We start from the raw sequence: 15,991 nt of genomic DNA on the forward strand, positions 1-15,991 counted from the left end.
CCGAACCCACCGCCCTATCCACCACGGACAGAGGGATGCCAAAACGTGACGGCTCTGTCGACGAGAGCGACCACGCCATAAAAGACCGAACCCGCCAGTGCTGCAACTGCGATTTCGGCCCAGACCATATCGATGTTCATCCGCCCGACCTCGGTCGAGATGCGAAAGCCCATGCCGACCACAGGCGTGCCGAAGAACTCGGCGACGATGGCGCCGATCAGCGCCAGCGTCGAGTTGATCTTCAGCGCGTTGAAGATGAAGGGCGCTGCCGCCGGCAGCCGGAGCTTCAAGAGTGTTGGCCAGTAGCCCGACGCATAGGTGCGCATCAGGTCGCGCTCCATATGGCCGGAGGCGGCAAGACCGGCAACCGTGTTCACCAGCATTGGGAAGAAGGTCATGATGATGACGACCGCGGCCTTGGACGGCCAGTCGAAGCCGAACCACATCACCATGATTGGCGCCACACCGATGATCGGCAGCGCCGAGACCATATTGCCGATCGGCAGCAGACCGCGGCGCAGGAACGGCACGCGGTCGGCCGCAATCGCCACCAGGAAGCCGGCGCCGCTGCCGATGACATAACCGAAGATCACCGCCTTGAAGATGGTCTGCCTGATATCGGCGCCGAGCACCGGCAGGGAACTGGCAATGCGCACACCGATGGCGCTCGGCGGCGGCAAAAGGATGAAGGGAATGCCGGCGCCACGCGTCACCGCTTCCCATATGATCAGGATCCAGGCGCCGAAGATCGCCGGGATGATGAGGCGCAGCGCCATCCGCGCCCCTTTTGCCATCGGGCGAAGCCCCGACAGCACCGCCACACAGCGCCAGGCCAGCAGCCAGGCAGCGGCGACCAGCAGGAAATACGGCGCCAATGCCGTGCCTTCGAAACCTGTAATGCCCGAGATCAGCATCCAGGCGACGAGATGAGCGCCGATGAACAGCACCGCAGCCTCGGCCAGCGGCGAAATTCTGATCATCGAGATCAGCCCTGCCAGCACGGCCAGGCCGATCATCGGGGTCTTTATCCCGAAATAGGGGTAGTCGAAGCTTGCCGCCGGGTCTGCAAGGGCGGCCCCTTCCGGCTTCGACATCGCACCGAGCGCGACGGCGACGAGGCACAGCGCAACGGCCAGCACGGCTTGCCAGGAGGGCTTCAGCCAGTTCATGCCGGCCTCCCGCCCATCGCGCGGTCAACGAGGCGCCCGGCTATGCCGACCACCATGACCAGAAGGGCCGCCACCACCGAGCCCGCCACAAGGGCGGACCAGATGTCGATGGACTGGCTGTAATAGGCGCCTGCCAAAAGCTTGGCGCCGATGCCGGCGACAGCACCCGTGGGCAGTTCGCCGACGATGGCGCCGACGAGGCTCGCCGCCACCGCCACCTTCATCGACGTGAACAGGAACGGCATTGAGGCCGGCACCCGCAGCTTCCAGAAGGTCTGCGAGACACTGGCATTGTAGGTGTGCATCAGGTTGAGATGCATGAGTTCGGGCGAGCGCAGGCCCTTCACCATGCCCACCGTCACCGGGAAGAACGACAGGTAGGTCGAGATCATTGCCTTTGGGATCAGACCGCTGATGCCGATCGCCCCCAGCACGACGATGATCATCGGCGCCACCGCCAAAATGGGGATCGTCTGCGAGGCGATGATCCACGGCATCAGGCTGCGGTCGAGCGTCGCCACATGCACGATGCCGACCGCGATGACGATGCCCAGCGCCGTGCCGAAGGCAAAGCCGAGCAACGTCGACGACAGGGTCACCCAGGCATTGTAGACAAGGCTGCGGCTCGATGTGATGGGCCGCAGGAAGGTGTTCTCGAAGAAGTTCACCGCCACCTGATGCGGCGCCGGCAGCGTCGGCTTGGGCTGCGACAGCGTCTTGCCGATGAATTCGACGGTGCCGTGGGTTTCCCCGGCGCGCCGGTCGAGGTCGCGCTGGAACGGCGCGTTGAGGACGACGGCGAAGACATACCAGAGCACCACCACGCCCAGGAGGATGGAGGTCACGGGGATGAGTTTTTCGCGGAAGGTGTCCATCTAGCGCGCCTCGCCAGCGGGGCGCCCTCCTCTCCCCNAGGTCACGGGGATGAGTTTTTCGCGGAAGGTGTCCATCTAGCGCGCCTCGCCAGCGGGGCGCCCTCCTCTCCCCAACGGGGAGAGGGTGGCCGGAGCGAAGCGGAGGTCGGGTGAGGGGGTAGAAATCTTTCCGTCGAGACAAGCCAAGATCGTATCCAGGACCGCTCGGCGCTCAGCCAAAACTTCGTGATTCCAGAAGCGCAGAACCGAATAACCTTGTCCGTTCAGCCAGGCTGTCCTGGCGGGATCGGTCAGTGAATCCGCGTGTTGGCTGCCATCAAGTTCGACAATCAGCCCCTGCTCGCGGCAGACGAAGTCCGCGATGAAAGGTCCGAGCGGCACTTGCCGCACAAATTTGTAGCCGTTGAGATGACGTCCTCTCAATTCCCCCCAAAGCCGGTATTCAGCTTCGGTCTCGTCAAACCGCAGCTTTCGGGCGCGAGCGGTTGCCCCGACATTTCTCTTGGTCGGATCCGTCGGCGCCGCCCCCTCACCCGACCTCCGCTTCGCTCCGGCCACCCTCTCCCCGTTGGGGAGAGGAGCCAGCCGGTCGTTCGCCCCCTCAATCATCATAGCTGTGCCCTGCCCTCAAGNAGGTCACGGGGATGAGTTTTTCGCGGAAGGTGTCCATCTAGCGCGCCTCGCCAGCGGGGCGCCCTCCTCTCCCCGTTGGGGAGAGGAGCCAGCCGGTCGTTCGCCCCCTCAATCATCATAGCTGTGCCCTGCCCTCAAGCCATCGCGTACCCTGGCCGCGATCGCCAAAAATTCCGGCGTCTCGCGGATGTCCAGTGGCCGCTCCTTTGGCAGCGTCGATTCGATGATGTCGGTAACCCGACCTGGGCGCGGCGACATGACGACGATGCGCGTCGACAGATACACCGCCTCGGGGATGGAATGGGTGACGAAGCAGATCGTCTTGTTGGTGCGCGCCCACAATTCCAGAAGCTGTTCATTGAGATGATCGCGCACGATCTCGTCCAGCGCGCCGAAGGGCTCGTCCATCAGCAACAGGTCGGCGTCGAAGGCGAGCGCGCGGGCGATCGAAGCGCGCTGCTGCATGCCGCCGGAAAGCTGCCAGGGGTATTTCTTCTCGAAGCCGGAGAGGTTGACGAGCTCCATCGTGCGCTTGATGCGCTCGGCCTGCTCCGCTCTCGAAAGGCCGATGATCTCCAGCGGCAGCGCCACGTTACGCTCGATCGTGCGCCACGGGAAAAGGGCTGCCGCCTGGAAGACGTAGCCATAAGCGCGTTTCTCGCGCGCCTGTTCCGGCGTCATGCCGTTGACCGAGATCGTGCCCGATGTCGGTTTCTCCAGATCGGCGATGACGCGCAGCAAGGTGGTCTTGCCGCAGCCCGATGGGCCGATGAAGGAGACGAACTCACCCTTGCCGATGGTCAGGTCGACATTGGAGAGCGCCTCTACCGGACCGTCATTGGTCTGAAAGGTAAGGCCAAGTTTGCTTGCCGAGACAACGGCTGGCGATCGTCCCGTCATCGCTTGCTGCCTGCTTCTCGCAGCCGCCCAGGATGAAATGCCGTTGCATTCGCGTTGATGTTGCTTTCCACTCGTCCAATCCCACCCAATCGACGCCCGGAGCCTTGCCGATGTCGCCCAAACCCACTTGTCACCTTATCCGTCCTGAAAGCACTTATGAAGGCAAGCAGGGATTGACCTATTTTGCCGGCATTGCCGCCGAGACGGTAGGCTCGTCCGGCATCTGCATGCATCTGCTCACCCTGCCGCCCGGCGCCCGCGCCAAGGCGCATTTGCATGAAAGCCATGAGACGGCGATCTATGTGCTCTCGGGCGAGGTCCACACATGGTATGGCGAAAGGCTCGAGAACCACATCGTCGTCAAGGCCGGCGACCTCTTCTACATCCCGGCCGGCGTACCGCATCTGCCGGCCAATCTGAGCAACGCCCCGTCCTCGGCCGTCATCGCCCGCACCGATCCCAATGAACAGGAAAGCGTCGTCCTGTTGCCGGAACTGGATGCGCTGGTGGCCTGACGCTGACGGGACTGCCGTCATTTGCACCGCGCCACTTCGCCCATGACATTGCCGTCGTCGTCGGCGACCGTCAGCTTCTTGGCGTTCTTGGCGCTGCGCTTGATGGTGAATTTGGTCGGCGCCTGTCCTTCTTCGCCTTCCGCCTCGCATGTTGCCGTCACCACCAGCGACCCATCAGCCTGCGCCTGCTTGTCCGTGAAGGTGCAGGCGCTGGCGGCGGTGACCAATGCCTCGTCGGTCAAAAGCAGCATCCGATCGGCGGCGACTTCCTGGCCGTTGCGGTTGATGCAGCCATATTTGTCCCCATAGGGTTTCGTCAGGTCGATGCCTGCCGCAAGGGCCTGACCCGCAGCCAGAACGACTACCATCGCAACAGACGGCCCCAAACCGCGCGCGCTCATTCCCCCAGCTCCAACGTCACGAACACGGTTGCAACGGCCCCATTTCTTCAAGACCGGGAATGGTCACGAAGAACCCACCCTCGCCCTTGTTGGTGACCACAACGGTTTCAGCCGTCGTCCCCGCCTCGCCTTCGGCGGAACAGGTCGCATCAAGCGATTGCGTGCCCGGCGCCCACGTCAATTGCTGCGCGAACCGGCAGCCGCTGCCATAGGTCTCGATGCCTTCGGCGGTCAGCACGATATAATCGTCCCGGCCCTGAAAACCGGCCTTTGCAAAGACACAGCCGGTATCGTTGCCCCAGGAGCCGGCCAGCCTCTCGGCCCCTGTTGCCGGACCAGCGACCACCATCGCCACGACCAGTGAAATGAGCGCCCCCGGGCTCCGCAACGTCAAACGCCTGTCGCCGGAATGCCGGTGCGTTCCACCTTGCGCGGCGCGGTAATGTCCTTCCAGGTCGACAGAGCCCGGTTGACCGCCGCGTTCGGCTCGCGGGCGACGAATTCGCCATGGCCGGGCTTGGCCTTGACCTCCGCTTCCTCGACCGACAATTCGCCGCGCGAAAAGACGAAGCGCGGCAGGCCGGTCACCTCAAAACCTTCGAAGACGTTGTAGTCGATCACCGATTGCTGCTTCTTCGAGGTGATGGTCTTCTTGGCGCTGGGGTCCCACACCACGATGTCGGCGTCCGCGCCTTCGACGATGGCGCCCTTCCTAGGATACATGTTGAGGATCTTGGCGATGTTGGTCGAAGTCACCGCGACGAACTCGTTCATCGTCAGCCGCCCGGTGTTGACGCCCGTCGTCCACAGCACGGGCAAGCGGTCTTCAAGCCCGCCAGTGCCGTTCGGGATCTTGGTGAAATCGCCGACGCCGTTGCGCTTCTGCTTGGTGGTGAAGGCGCAGTGGTCGGTCGCCACCACCTGCAGCGATCCCGCCTGCAGGCCGGCCCAGAGCGAATCCTGGTGCAGCTTGTTGCGGAAGGGCGGGCTCATGACGCGGCGCGCCGCGTGGTCCCAATCCTTATCGAAATACTCGCTTTCATCCAGCGTCAGATGCTGGATCAGCGGCTCGCCGAAAACCCGCATGCCCTTCTGGCGGGCGCGGCGGATGGCTTCGTGGCTCTGCTCGCAGGACACATGCACGACATAGAGCGGCACGCCGGCCATGTCGGCGATCATGATGGCGCGGTTGGTCGCCTCGCCTTCCACTTCCGGCGGCCGCGAATAGGCGTGTCCCTCGGGGCCATTATTGCCGGCGGCGAGCAGCTTTTGCGACAGCGCCGCAACCACGTCGCCATTCTCGGCATGAACGAGCGGCAGCGCGCCGAGATCGGCGCAGCGCTGGAACGACGCGTACATCTCGTCGTCGTCCACCATCAGCGCGCCCTTGTAGGCCATGAAATGCTTGAACGAGGTAATGCCTCTGTCGACGACGGTGGCCATCTCGTCGAACACCTGCTTGCCCCACCAGGTGATCGCCATGTGGAAGGAGTAGTCGCAGGCAGCCTTCGAGGTCTTGTTGTCCCACATCTGCAACGCTTCCAGCAGCGACTGCTGCGGCGCCGGCAGGCAGAAATCGACCACCATCGTGGTGCCACCGGAAAGGGCCGCGCGCGTCCCGGACTCGAAATCGTCGGCCGAATAGGTGCCCATGAACGGCATTTCGAGATGGGTGTGCGGATCGATGCCGCCCGGCATGACGTAACAGCCGCTGGCGTCGAACTCATGGTCGCCATGCAGGTTCGAGCCAATGGCGACGATCTTGCCGTGCTGCATCAGCACATCGGCCTTCCAGGTGCGGTCGGCGGTGACGATGGTGCCGTTTCGGATGACTTTGGTCATTGTCGTGTTCCCTTGTTCTCTTCGCGCTTCTTGTGAGCGTCGTTTTGAATACAGATCTTAGTTCACGCCACGATCCCCGCTGTCTCTACCACCGCATGGAACAGCACGTCGGCGCCGGCGCCGGCCCATTCCTTGGTGATTTCCTCGGCCTCGTTGTGTGACAACCCGTCAACGCAGGGGCACATCACCATGGCGGTCGGCGCGACGCGGTTGATCCAGCAGGCGTCGTGGCCGGCGCCGGATACGAGGTTGCGGTGGGAATAGCCGAGCCGCTCGGCGGCGTCGCGGACCGCCTTGACGCAGCCGGCATCGAAGGTGACCGGATCGAAAGCGCCGACCTGCTCGACCTTGTACTGGATGTCGAGCGCCTCACAGATCGTGTCGATGCCTTCGCGTATGCGCCCATCCATCGCGTCCAGCACTTCCTTCTCGGGCGAACGGATGTCGATGGTGAAGACGGTGCGTCCCGCAATGATGTTGCGCGAGTTCGGAAACACCTCCATGTGGCCGACCGCGCCGACGGCGTCGGGCTGGTAGTCCATGGCGATCTCATGCACCAGCTCGACCACGCGCGCCATGCCTAGACCGGCATTACGGCGCTTGGGCATCGGCGTCGAGCCGGTATGCGCCTCCTTGCCGGTCAGCGTTACCTGCAGCCATTTCAGGCCCTGGCCGTGGGTGACGACGCCAATGTCGATGCCTTCGTCCTCGAGGATCGGCCCCTGCTCGATATGCAGTTCGAAGAAGGCGTGGATCTTGCGGTCGCCGACCTTCTCGGTTCCCTTCCAGCCAATGCGCTCCAGCTCCTCGCCGAACTTTTTCCCCTGTTTATCGGTGTGCTGATACACGTCCGCCTGCTCGAGCACACCGGCGAACACGCCGGACGCCATCATAGCCGGGGCAAAGCGCGAGCCTTCCTCATTGGTCCAGTTGGTAACGACGATCGGATGCCTGGTCTGGATGCCGAGATCGTTAAGCGAGCGAATAATCTCCAGCCCGCCGAGCACGCCGAGCACGCCGTCATATTTGCCGCCGGTCGGCTGCGTGTCGAGATGGCTGCCGACATAAACCGGCGGCAGGCTGGGATCAGCGCCTTCCCGGCGGGCAAACATGGTGCCCATTTCGTCAAGCCCCATTTCGAGCCCGGCCGCCTCGCACCAGCGCTTGAACAGATGCCGTCCCTCGCCGTCCTCGTCGGTCACGGTCTGGCGATTGTTGCCGCCGGCAATACCGGGGCCGATCTTCGCCATCTGCATGATGGAATCCCACAAACGGTCTGAATTGATTCGCAGATTCTCGCCTGGGGCGGCCATGCTCTAAAACCTCATCGGTTGCGGGGCGGCGGCGTCCCCCTCCCCTCGAGGGGGAGGGCTATCCGCGCCCGGTTTGTCAATCGATCGCCCTCAGCACTTCTCTGACATGGTNTCGCAGATTCTCGCCTGGGGCGGCCATGCTCTAAAACCTCATCGGTTGCGGGGCGGCGGCGTCCCCCTCCCCCTCGAGGGGAGGGTGGCCGCGAAGCGGTCGGGTGGGGTCGCCCGCGACGCGCGCGACCTTCTCTTTGACCACCTGCGCGACGTGCCAAGCGCTGTTTATGACATCGGGCTCGTCAACACGGAAGACTTCAAATCCGAGCGATCGCAGATAAGCATCGCGAACGGCATCGTGCCGACTACCCCTGTCGTGTTCGTGCATGTCGCCATCGACCTCAACGATCAGCTTCACCGCCAAGCAGGCAAAATCCACGATGTACGGGCCAATCGGGCACTGACGGCGAAACTTGATGCCGGCTGATTTCAGGTCCCGCAGTTCATACCACAGCAGCGATTCTCCCTTGGTCGCGTGAATTCGAAGCGCTCGCGCCTTTTGGCGCATTTCGAAGCTCACGCGGGTACGGGGCATCAGGAGCGGCCTCGGAACAAAAGAGCAGGTCGGCGTCCGGTCGCACCGACCCCACCCGACCGCTTCGCGGCCACCCTCCCCTCGAGGGGGAGGGCTATCCGCGCCCGGTTTGTCAATCGATCGCCCTCAGCACTTCTCTGACATGGTCGATCAATTCGTTGATCTGGCCCTTGGTGATGATCAGCGGCGGCGACAGCGCGATGATGTCGCCGGTGGTGCGGATCAGCGCGCCGCGCTCGAACGCCTTGACGAAGGCCGAGAAGGCCCGCTTGGTCGGGCTGCCGGCGATCGGCGCCAGTTCGATCGCGCCGATCAGGCCGATATTCCGGATGTCGATGACATGCGGCTCGCCCTTCAGCGAATGCAGCGCATCTTCCCAGTACGGCGCCAGTTCCTCGCCGCGGGTGAGCAGGCCCTCTTCCTTGTAGGTGTCGAGCGTGCCGAGTGCCGCGGCGCACGCAATCGGATTGCCCGAATAGGTGTAGCCGTGGAAGAACTCGATCATGTGCTCGGGGCCGGTCATGAAGGCGTCGTGGATTTCCTTCTTCACGAACACCGCGCCCATCGGGATGACGCCGTTGGAGACGCCCTTGGCGGTGGTCATGATGTCGGGCGTGACGCCGAAATAATCCGCTGCGAACGGCGCGCCGAGACGGCCGAAACCGGTGATGACCTCGTCGAAGATCAGCAAAATGCCGTGCTTGGTGCAGATCTCGCGCAGTTTCTGCAGATAGCCCTTCGGCGGCAGGATGACGCCGGTGGAGCCGGCGACCGGTTCGACGATGACGGCGGCGATGGTCGAGGCGTCATGCAGGGCAACGATGCGCTCCAACTCGTTGGCGAGTTCCGCGCCATATTCCGGCACGCCCTTGGAGAAGGCGTTCTTTTCCGGCAGATGCGTGTGCGGCATGTGGTCGACGCCGCCGAGCAGCGTGCCGAACATCTTGCGGTTGGTGACGATGCCGCCGACCGAGATGCCGCCGAAATTGACGCCGTGATAGCCGCGTTCGCGGCCGATCAGGCGGGTGCGCGCGCCCTCGCCCTTCACACGGTGATAGGCGATCGCCATCTTCAGCGCCGTTTCGACCGATTCCGAACCGGAATTGGTGAAGAAGACATGGTCCATGCCCTTGGGCGCCAGATCGACCAGGCGGTTTGCCAGTTCGAACACGATCGGGTGTCCCATCTGGAAGGCCGGCGCATAGTCGAGTTCGGCCGCCTGATGCTGGATCGCTTCCGTGATCTTGGGACGGCAATGGCCGGCATTGACGCACCACAGGCCGGCGGTGCCGTCGAGCACCTTGCGGCCGTCGCTGGTGGTGTAGTGCATGTCCTTGGCGGACACGAACATGCGTGGCGCCTGTTTGAACTGCCGGTTCGCGGTGAACGGCATCCAGAATGCGCTGAGATCGTTCGGCGTGACTTTCAGCCGGTTGGACATGACCAAGACTTCCCCTTGTAACCTGTTTCGGTGCGGCTAACGCTTGGTCTTTCCAAAGCTTGGTCTTTGCTGCGTTTTCATGCTACGCAAATTTTTGACCGATTGGACAAACGTTAGCACCGCCCTGTCGGCGGTCAAGGGATTACTAGCGGAAATGCGGCCTGCGAAGTGCGCTCCACGGGTAAGAGAAAAACTGGTCCAGAGAATTGGTCCAGATGACCCGCTCGGCCAAGGCTTGCAGGGGTGAGCGGCGCCATGGAAGGCTCAGCCCCTCGCCGCACCCGCATCCAGCAGGAAAAGCGCGAACTGATCCTGGAAGCAGCGCTCGAAGTCTTCTCCACCAACGGCTTTCGCGGCTCGACCATCGACCAGATCGCCGAGGCCGCGGGGATGTCGAAGCCGAACCTGCTCTATTATTTCCGCCGCAAGGAAGACATCCACGAAACGCTGATGGAGCGGCTGCTGGCGACGTGGCTGGCGCCGCTACGTGAACTCGACGACATCGGCGACCCCCTGACCGAGCTCAGGAGCTACATCCGGCGCAAGCTCGAAATGGCGCGTGATTTTCCCAGGGAGAGCCGGCTGTTCGCCAACGAGATCCTGCAAGGCGCGCCGCGCATCATGCCGCTGCTGGCGGGTGAGCTGAAAACGCTGGTCGACGAGAAGGCCAACGTCATCAAGGGCTGGATGCGCGCAGGAAAAATCGCCCGCACCGATCCCTGGCACCTGATCTTTTCGATCTGGGCGACGACGCAGCACTATGCCGATTTCGATGTCCAGGTCCGCGCGGTGCTTGGGCCCGATCGCGGCGGCGACGGCCGCTTCGAGGATGCGGCGCGGTTTCTGGAGCAGTTGTTCATTGATGGGCTGAAGCCGAAGGGCTGACCTTGGGCGTCAGGCGCTGCGGCGCTCCGCCGGCATCGCCTCAAGCAAATTCTGCAGCTTCTCGATCGAATTCTGTTCGGCCAGCGGCGTGTAGACGATCAGCTTCATGTCCGAGCCGTCGTCGATCGACAGGCTCATATGCTCGAACGTCATGGCGCCGGCGCTCGGATGTCGGACATGTTTCACCCCCGACAATCGGCGTGCCACGTCGCGTTGCGGCCACCAGTCGCGAAACTCCGGACTTGAGCGCGTCATAAGCACGATCAGCCGCTCGAAATCCGCATCGCCCACATAGCGGGCGCTTTCCGCCCGGAACGAGGCCAGCACGGTGCGCGCCAATTGCTCCCAGTCAACCAGCAGGCGCCGGTGATGCGGATTGGTGAACACCATGTGGACGATGTTGCGGGCGTCGCCCTCTAGCAGGCCATAATCACCGAACACCGCTACCGCCGCCGGATTCCAGGCCAGCACGTCCCAGCGCCGCCCGACGACATAGGCCGGCTGCAGCACCAGGCTCTCCAGCATATGCATCAGCGGGCCATCGACCTTTTCCGGCGCAGCCACGCGGTTCTCCGGTTGCTGGCGGCCTGCCAGGATGAACAGATGCCGCCTTTCGACGGCGTCGAGGCGCAGCGCTTCGCTGAGCGCCGCTAGCACCTCCACCGAGGGTCTGACCTCGCGCCCCTGCTCTAGCCATGTGTACCAGGTGGTGCCGACGCCGGCGATCATCGCCACTTCCTCGCGACGCAAGCCGGGCGTACGTCTCCGCAGACCGGTCGCGATGCCGGTGGCGGACGGCGTCAATCTTTCGCGGCGCGAGCGCAGGAAGGCGCCAAGCTCGCGCCGGCGGCTGTCTTCAGCGGAGTGCGTGGGGGCATCCATGAGAGCTATTATAGCAGTATTGATACCAGGATAAAGTTTGAACTGTTTGGGCTGCGTCAGGCGCCCCATCTTCCATCCAGAAAGATGGAGGCTCTGAATATGGATCTGAAAGACAAGACAATCCTCATCACCGGTTCGACCGATGGCGTCGGCCGTGTCGTCGCGCAACAGCTTGGCGCCGGCGGCGCGCGCGTGCTGGTGCATGGCCGCGATGCAGCAAGAGGCAAGGCAACCGTCGCAGAAATCGAATCCGCCGGCGGCAAAGCCGAGTTCCTTGCTGCCGACCTCGCGTCGCTAGCCGAGGTCCGCCGCCTCGCCGAGGCCGTACGCGCAAAAACCGACCGGCTCGACATCCTCATCAACAATGCCGGCATCGGCACGGCCGGCGCCAAGCGACAGCTCAGCGCCGACGGCTTCGAACTGCGCTTTGCGGTCAACTATCTCGCCGGTTTCCTGCTGACCTCGGAACTGCTGCCGCTGCTCAAGGCGAGTTCGCCGGCGCGCATCATCAACGTCGCTTCGGCCGGCCAGCAGGCGATCGATTTCGGCGATGTCATGCTGACACGTTCCTATGACGGCGTGCGCGCCTATTGCCAGAGCAAGCTGGCGCAGATCCTGTTCACCATCGACCTGGCCGGAGAGTTGAAAGGCAGCGGCGTCACCGTCAACGCTCTGCATCCAGCGAGCTACATGAACACCACCATGGTCCGCCAAGCCGGCGTGACGCCATGGAGCTCGGTCGAGACCGGCGCCGACGCCATTCTCAACCTCGCGACATCGCCCGCCCTGGAGGGCCGCAGTGGCCTCTATTTCATGGCCAAAAGGAATCCCGCGCCGAAGCACAAGCCTATGACGCCAAGGCCAGACAGCAATTGCGAACCCTGAGCCTCGACTTCGTCGGCCAGGCTTCCCCACAATCGAAGGAACAGCATTCATGACCGGCAAGATCGAACACACGGTCGTCGTCGGCGGCTCATCCGGCATCGGCCTGGCAACGGCGCGAAAACTGCTGGGCCCAGGCATGAAGGTGACCATCACCGGACGAAACCAGGACAAGCTCACCAGCGCCTGGAAGAGCCTCGGCGGCGCCGCCGAAAAAGCGGGCTTCGATGCTTCGAAGCCGGACGAAGTCCGCCAGTTCTTTGGGGAACTCGGACCGTTCGATCACCTCGTGCTGGCTGCCAGCGGCGGCAAGGGACTTGGGCCGTTCGAAACCCTCGATCTCTCAGACATCGCCGGCGGCGTCGACGAGAAAGTCAGGCCGCAGCTGTCCTGTTTGCAGGCTGCCTTGCCGACGCTCAACAGATCGGGATCGGTCACTTTCATCTCGGCGGTGTCGGCACAATTGTCGGCGCCCGGCGTGGCTGGCATTGCCGCCGTCAACGGCATGCTGTTGACGGTGGTGCCGATCCTGGCGGTCGAACTGAAGCCTCTGCGCGTCAATGTCGTTGCCCCCGGCGTCATCGACACGCCGTGGTGGGATTTCCTGGCCGAAGACCAGCGGCAGGCGGTGTTCAGCGAATATGCCGGCAAAACCCCGGTGGGCAGGATCGGCCGCGCCGAAGACGTCGCCGGCGCAATCGCCTTTCTCGTCTCCAACGGCTTCATGACCGGCCAGGTGCTGACCTGCGACGGCGGCCTGCGCTACGCGGCGTGACCTTACAGCGACTGCGCGATCAGCGTCAGGAATCCTCCGGCCAGTGCGACGTTGCCGACGAAGCCGTTGATGCGCGAGGCCCGGTCAGGGCCCTGATGGTCCCAGAAATTGTGGAACATCGGCGTGGCGACGATGAGAAACAGCAGCAGCACGGCGCAGGCGGTCGCAGTCCACAGGCCGGCCATCAACAGCGCGCCGGCAATGGTCTGCAGGACGATGCCGGCCCACAACGCCAATCTCGCCTGCGGCACGCCGCGCGCAGCGATCAGCCCGGTCAGGAAGGCATCGTTCTGGACGTTGCGTAGGCCGGCGAAAACGAAGGCGCCGCCAAGCAACAGGCGGCCCAGCAACAACAAGCTCGAAGGCAAATCGACAGGCATGAAATCCTCCTCTTTGAAAAATAGTTGGAGCGCCGCCCTCTCCGACGGCGCTCCATGACTAAACCGGACGGTCAGGCTGCTTTGGCCGCCGGCATCGGATGGATGGCATGGAAGGGGATGCAGAGCCGGTTCCAGGTGTTGATCATTCCGATCGCGACCGACAGCTTGACCAGTTCCTCTTCCGAGAAGTGCTCTAGCGTGCGGGCATAGAGTTCGTCCGAAACGCCATTGTTGGCGATCAGGGTCGTTGCCTCGGTCCAAGCAAGCGCCGCGCGTTCGCGCTCGGAAAACAGCGGCGATTCCTTCCAAGCCGAAACCAGATAGAGCCGTGTCTCGGTTTCGCCATCGCGCCTCGCCTCGCGGCTATGCATCTCGACGCAGTAGGAGCAGCCATTGATCTGCGAGGCGCGGAGCTTGATCAAATGCAGCAGGCTCACTTCAAGCCCGCATTCGTCGACCGCCTTGTTGAGCGCCGACACGGCTTTCATGATCTCAGGCGCCTTGGCGAAGAATTGCAGTCTCTGTTTCATCGTCTTTCCTTTCACATCTGTTTGGCGGGGGATTAAATCTGTTTGGTCGAAGCGGGTTTCTGCGGCCGCTGATGGCGCGCGACAAAGGCACAGCTGGCGGCAAACGATCGCGGATCGCCTTCGGCCTTGTAATCAGCCACGATGTCGGACAACCGGGTTTCCGCGAGGGCCGCGCGATAGGCGCGCTCGGCCTTCAGCATCGCGGCATTGATGCCGCACGGCTTCACATAGGCCGAAGCATCGATCTTGACCGGGCCGCGCTGGCGGATCTCGCCGCAGCGGAAGGCCGGCTCGCGACCCTCGACCGCAAGCACGATATCGAGCAGCGTGATGCGCTCGGCCGGACGCGCCAGCCGGTAGCCGCCCGCCGGTCCCGGCACCGATTCCAGGATGCGCGCAGCAGTCAGCTGGTTCAGATGTTTCAGCAGATAGCTCGGCGACAGGCCGAAGGACTCTGCCAAAGCAGCACCCGGCATCGTGCTGTTGCCCTCCACGCTGGCCAGTGTGGCCGCGCAATGGATGGCCGCTTCAACGCCCTCGCCCAGCTTCATGATGTTGATCTCCGATTCATGGATATCTTATATCGTGGATAATTTTTATCTGCAATAGGAAAATGAAAAACGGCGCTCGAAAGCGCCGCTTTTTTCTTCGACCCGTTCCCTACTCTGCGGCCACCTTGGCCATCGGGTTGTTCGGGTGCGTCGTCCAGTTGGCATAGACCGGCGACACCGGCTTGCCGGTGCGCTGGTCCATGACGCCGGCGGCCAGCGGCTCCATGGTGATGCAGTTCTCGACCGGGCAGACATTGACGCACAGATTGCAGCCGACGCATTCGGCCTCGATCACCTCGAAATGCCTGACGCCGTCGACCATGTTGGTGATTGCCTGGTGCGAAGTGTCCTCGCAGGCGATGTGGCAGCGGCCGCATTTGATGCAGGCGTCCTGGTCGATATGCGCCTTGGCGATGTAATTGAGGTTGAGATACTGCCAGTCGGTGACGTTGGGCGTGGCGCGGCCGACAATGTCGTTGAGCGAGGCGTGGCCTTTCTCGTCCATCCAGTTTTCGAGACCGGCGATCATCTCCTGCACGATCTTGAAGCCGTATGTCATCGCCGCCGTGCACACCTGCACATTGCCGGCGCCGAGCGCCATGAATTCAGCCGCATCGCGCCAGGTGGTGATGCCGCCAATGCCGGAGATCGGCAGGCCGCGCGTTTCCGGATCGCGGGCGATCTCGGCCACCATGTTCATGGCAATCGGCTTCACCGCCGGGCCGCAATAGCCGCCATGCGAGCCTTTGCCGTCGATGGTCGGCTGCGGCGCGAAACTGTCTAGGTCGACGCCGGTGATCGAGTTGATGGTGTTGATCAGCGACACCGCGTCGGTTCCGCCGGAGAGTGCGGCGCGCGCCGGCTTGCGCACATCGGTGATATTCGGCGTCAGCTTGGTGATGACAGGCATGCGGGTGTTGGCCTTGCACCAGCGCACCACCATTTCGATGTATTCCGGCACCTGGCCGACAGCCGCGCCCATGCCGCGTTCCGACATGCCGTGCGGGCAGCCGAAATTGAGCTCGATGCCGTCGGCTTCGGTCTCCTCGACCACCGGCAGGATCGCCTTCCAGCTTTCCTCGACGCATGGCACCATCAGTGAGACGACGATGGCGCGGTCGGGCCAGTCCTTCTTGACCTGCTTGATCTCGCGCAGATTGACCTGCAAATCGCGGTCGGTGATCAGCTCGATATTGTTGAGGCCGAGCAGGCGCCGGTCGGCCCCCCAGATCGCGCCATAACGCGGGCCGTTGACGTTGACCACCGGCGGACCTTCTTCGCCCAGCGTCTTCCACACGACGCCGCCCCAGCCCGCCTTGAAGGCGCGGATGACATTGTAGGCCTTGTCGGTCGGCGGCGCCGAAGCCAGCCAGAACGGATTGGGCGATTTGATGCCGACGAAATTGTTGCGGATGTCTGCCATGACAG

The 15,991-nt window shown here is 63.2% G+C and carries 18 protein-coding genes and 1 pseudogene; 4 read left to right on the top strand and 15 right to left on the bottom strand.

What is annotated here, in order from left to right; genetic code table 11:
* Positions 1 to 14: 14 nt before the first annotated feature.
* From X757_RS159495 to X757_RS159480, 4 genes are all read right to left on the bottom strand, one after another.
* A complete protein-coding gene (locus X757_RS159495) occupies positions 15 to 1,169 on the bottom strand; it encodes an ABC transporter permease (protein WP_023725390.1) in 1,155 nt (384 codons plus the stop codon).
* Positions 1,166 to 2,044: an ABC transporter permease gene (locus tag X757_RS159490; protein WP_023725391.1), complete on the bottom strand. Its 879-nt coding sequence runs from the start codon at positions 2,042 to 2,044 to the stop codon at positions 1,166 to 1,168. The genes X757_RS159495 and X757_RS159490 overlap by 4 nt, the downstream gene beginning before the upstream one ends.
* 75 nt (positions 2,045 to 2,119) lie before the next feature.
* Positions 2,120 to 2,656, bottom strand: a complete 537-nt coding sequence (locus X757_RS159485) for an endonuclease domain-containing protein (protein ID WP_023705579.1) — start codon at positions 2,654 to 2,656, stop codon at positions 2,120 to 2,122.
* A gap of 129 nt (positions 2,657 to 2,785) precedes the next feature.
* Positions 2,786 to 3,577, bottom strand: a complete 792-nt coding sequence (locus tag X757_RS159480; protein ID WP_023725392.1) for an ABC transporter ATP-binding protein — start codon at positions 3,575 to 3,577, stop codon at positions 2,786 to 2,788.
* A 110-nt stretch (positions 3,578 to 3,687) separates the two neighbouring features.
* On the opposite strand from X757_RS159480, the gene X757_RS159475 reads away from it, so the two are divergent.
* Complete coding sequence (locus tag X757_RS159475) at positions 3,688 to 4,092, top strand: cupin domain-containing protein (protein WP_031251090.1); 405 nt, start codon at positions 3,688 to 3,690, stop codon at positions 4,090 to 4,092.
* 17 nt (positions 4,093 to 4,109) lie between these two features.
* Here X757_RS159475 and X757_RS159470 read toward each other — a convergent pair whose 3' ends face one another.
* The 6 genes from X757_RS159470 to X757_RS159445 form a co-directional block, all read right to left on the bottom strand.
* Entirely contained in the window at positions 4,110 to 4,493 is a 384-nt protein-coding gene (locus tag X757_RS159470; RefSeq protein WP_031251092.1) for a hypothetical protein, read from the bottom strand.
* 16 nt (positions 4,494 to 4,509) lie between these two features.
* A complete protein-coding gene (locus X757_RS159465; protein WP_023697052.1) occupies positions 4,510 to 4,887 on the bottom strand; it encodes a hypothetical protein in 378 nt (125 codons plus the stop codon).
* A complete protein-coding gene (gene hydA / locus X757_RS159460; RefSeq protein WP_023682186.1) occupies positions 4,884 to 6,335 on the bottom strand; it encodes a dihydropyrimidinase in 1,452 nt (483 codons plus the stop codon). Before hydA ends, X757_RS159465 begins: the two co-directional genes overlap by 4 nt.
* 62 nt (positions 6,336 to 6,397) lie before the next feature.
* A complete protein-coding gene (locus X757_RS159455) occupies positions 6,398 to 7,648 on the bottom strand; it encodes a Zn-dependent hydrolase (protein WP_023725395.1) in 1,251 nt (416 codons plus the stop codon).
* Between the two features lie 142 nt (positions 7,649 to 7,790).
* The gene (locus tag X757_RS159450; RefSeq protein WP_023725396.1) at positions 7,791 to 8,237 is read right to left on the bottom strand and encodes an endonuclease domain-containing protein; all 447 of its coding nucleotides are present in this window, start codon (positions 8,235 to 8,237) and stop codon (positions 7,791 to 7,793) included.
* 112 nt (positions 8,238 to 8,349) lie between these two features.
* Positions 8,350 to 9,678, bottom strand: a complete 1,329-nt coding sequence (locus tag X757_RS159445; RefSeq protein ID WP_023687994.1) for an aspartate aminotransferase family protein — start codon at positions 9,676 to 9,678, stop codon at positions 8,350 to 8,352.
* Between the two features lie 255 nt (positions 9,679 to 9,933).
* Here X757_RS159445 and X757_RS159440 point away from each other — a divergent pair, with 255 nt between their 5' ends.
* Positions 9,934 to 10,563 (top strand): TetR family transcriptional regulator C-terminal domain-containing protein, encoded by a 630-nt coding sequence (locus X757_RS159440; RefSeq protein WP_023687993.1) that lies wholly within the window; start codon positions 9,934 to 9,936, stop codon positions 10,561 to 10,563.
* A gap of 9 nt (positions 10,564 to 10,572) precedes the next feature.
* Here the strand turns inward: X757_RS159440 and X757_RS159435 are convergent, their stop codons facing one another.
* Positions 10,573 to 11,445, bottom strand: coding sequence for a helix-turn-helix transcriptional regulator (locus X757_RS159435; protein WP_023697054.1), 873 nt, complete (start codon positions 11,443 to 11,445; stop codon positions 10,573 to 10,575).
* A 99-nt stretch (positions 11,446 to 11,544) separates the two neighbouring features.
* Between X757_RS159435 and X757_RS01000000164550 the strand changes: the two are divergent.
* Positions 11,545 to 12,383 (top strand): annotated as a pseudogene (locus X757_RS01000000164550) (SDR family oxidoreductase).
* Positions 12,380 to 13,102: an SDR family oxidoreductase gene (locus tag X757_RS159430; protein ID WP_023725397.1), complete on the top strand. Its 723-nt coding sequence runs from the start codon at positions 12,380 to 12,382 to the stop codon at positions 13,100 to 13,102. Before X757_RS01000000164550 ends, X757_RS159430 begins: the two are co-directional and overlap by 4 nt.
* A gap of 2 nt (positions 13,103 to 13,104) precedes the next feature.
* On the opposite strand, the gene X757_RS159425 is transcribed toward X757_RS159430, so the two are convergent.
* The 4 genes from X757_RS159425 to preA all read right to left on the bottom strand — a co-directional run bounded on the left by X757_RS159425 (position 13,105) and on the right by preA (position 15,986).
* A complete protein-coding gene (locus X757_RS159425; protein WP_023725398.1) occupies positions 13,105 to 13,482 on the bottom strand; it encodes a DoxX family protein in 378 nt (125 codons plus the stop codon).
* Positions 13,483 to 13,553: 71 nt separating this feature from the next.
* The gene (locus X757_RS159420; protein WP_023668206.1) at positions 13,554 to 14,012 is read right to left on the bottom strand and encodes a carboxymuconolactone decarboxylase family protein; all 459 of its coding nucleotides are present in this window, start codon (positions 14,010 to 14,012) and stop codon (positions 13,554 to 13,556) included.
* A gap of 32 nt (positions 14,013 to 14,044) precedes the next feature.
* Positions 14,045 to 14,563, bottom strand: coding sequence for an Rrf2 family transcriptional regulator (locus X757_RS159415; protein ID WP_023697058.1), 519 nt, complete (start codon positions 14,561 to 14,563; stop codon positions 14,045 to 14,047).
* A 109-nt stretch (positions 14,564 to 14,672) separates the two neighbouring features.
* Positions 14,673 to 15,986 carry an NAD-dependent dihydropyrimidine dehydrogenase subunit PreA gene (gene preA / locus X757_RS159410; RefSeq protein WP_023699020.1) on the bottom strand — a complete coding sequence of 438 codons (1,314 nt, stop codon included), beginning with the start codon at positions 15,984 to 15,986 and terminating at the stop codon, positions 14,673 to 14,675.
* Positions 15,987 to 15,991: the final 5 nt, after the last annotated feature.

Origin of the sequence: Mesorhizobium sp. LSHC412B00, from assembly GCF_000503035.1 — a bacterium.
In the GTDB taxonomy this organism is placed as follows: domain Bacteria; phylum Pseudomonadota; class Alphaproteobacteria; order Rhizobiales; family Rhizobiaceae; genus Mesorhizobium.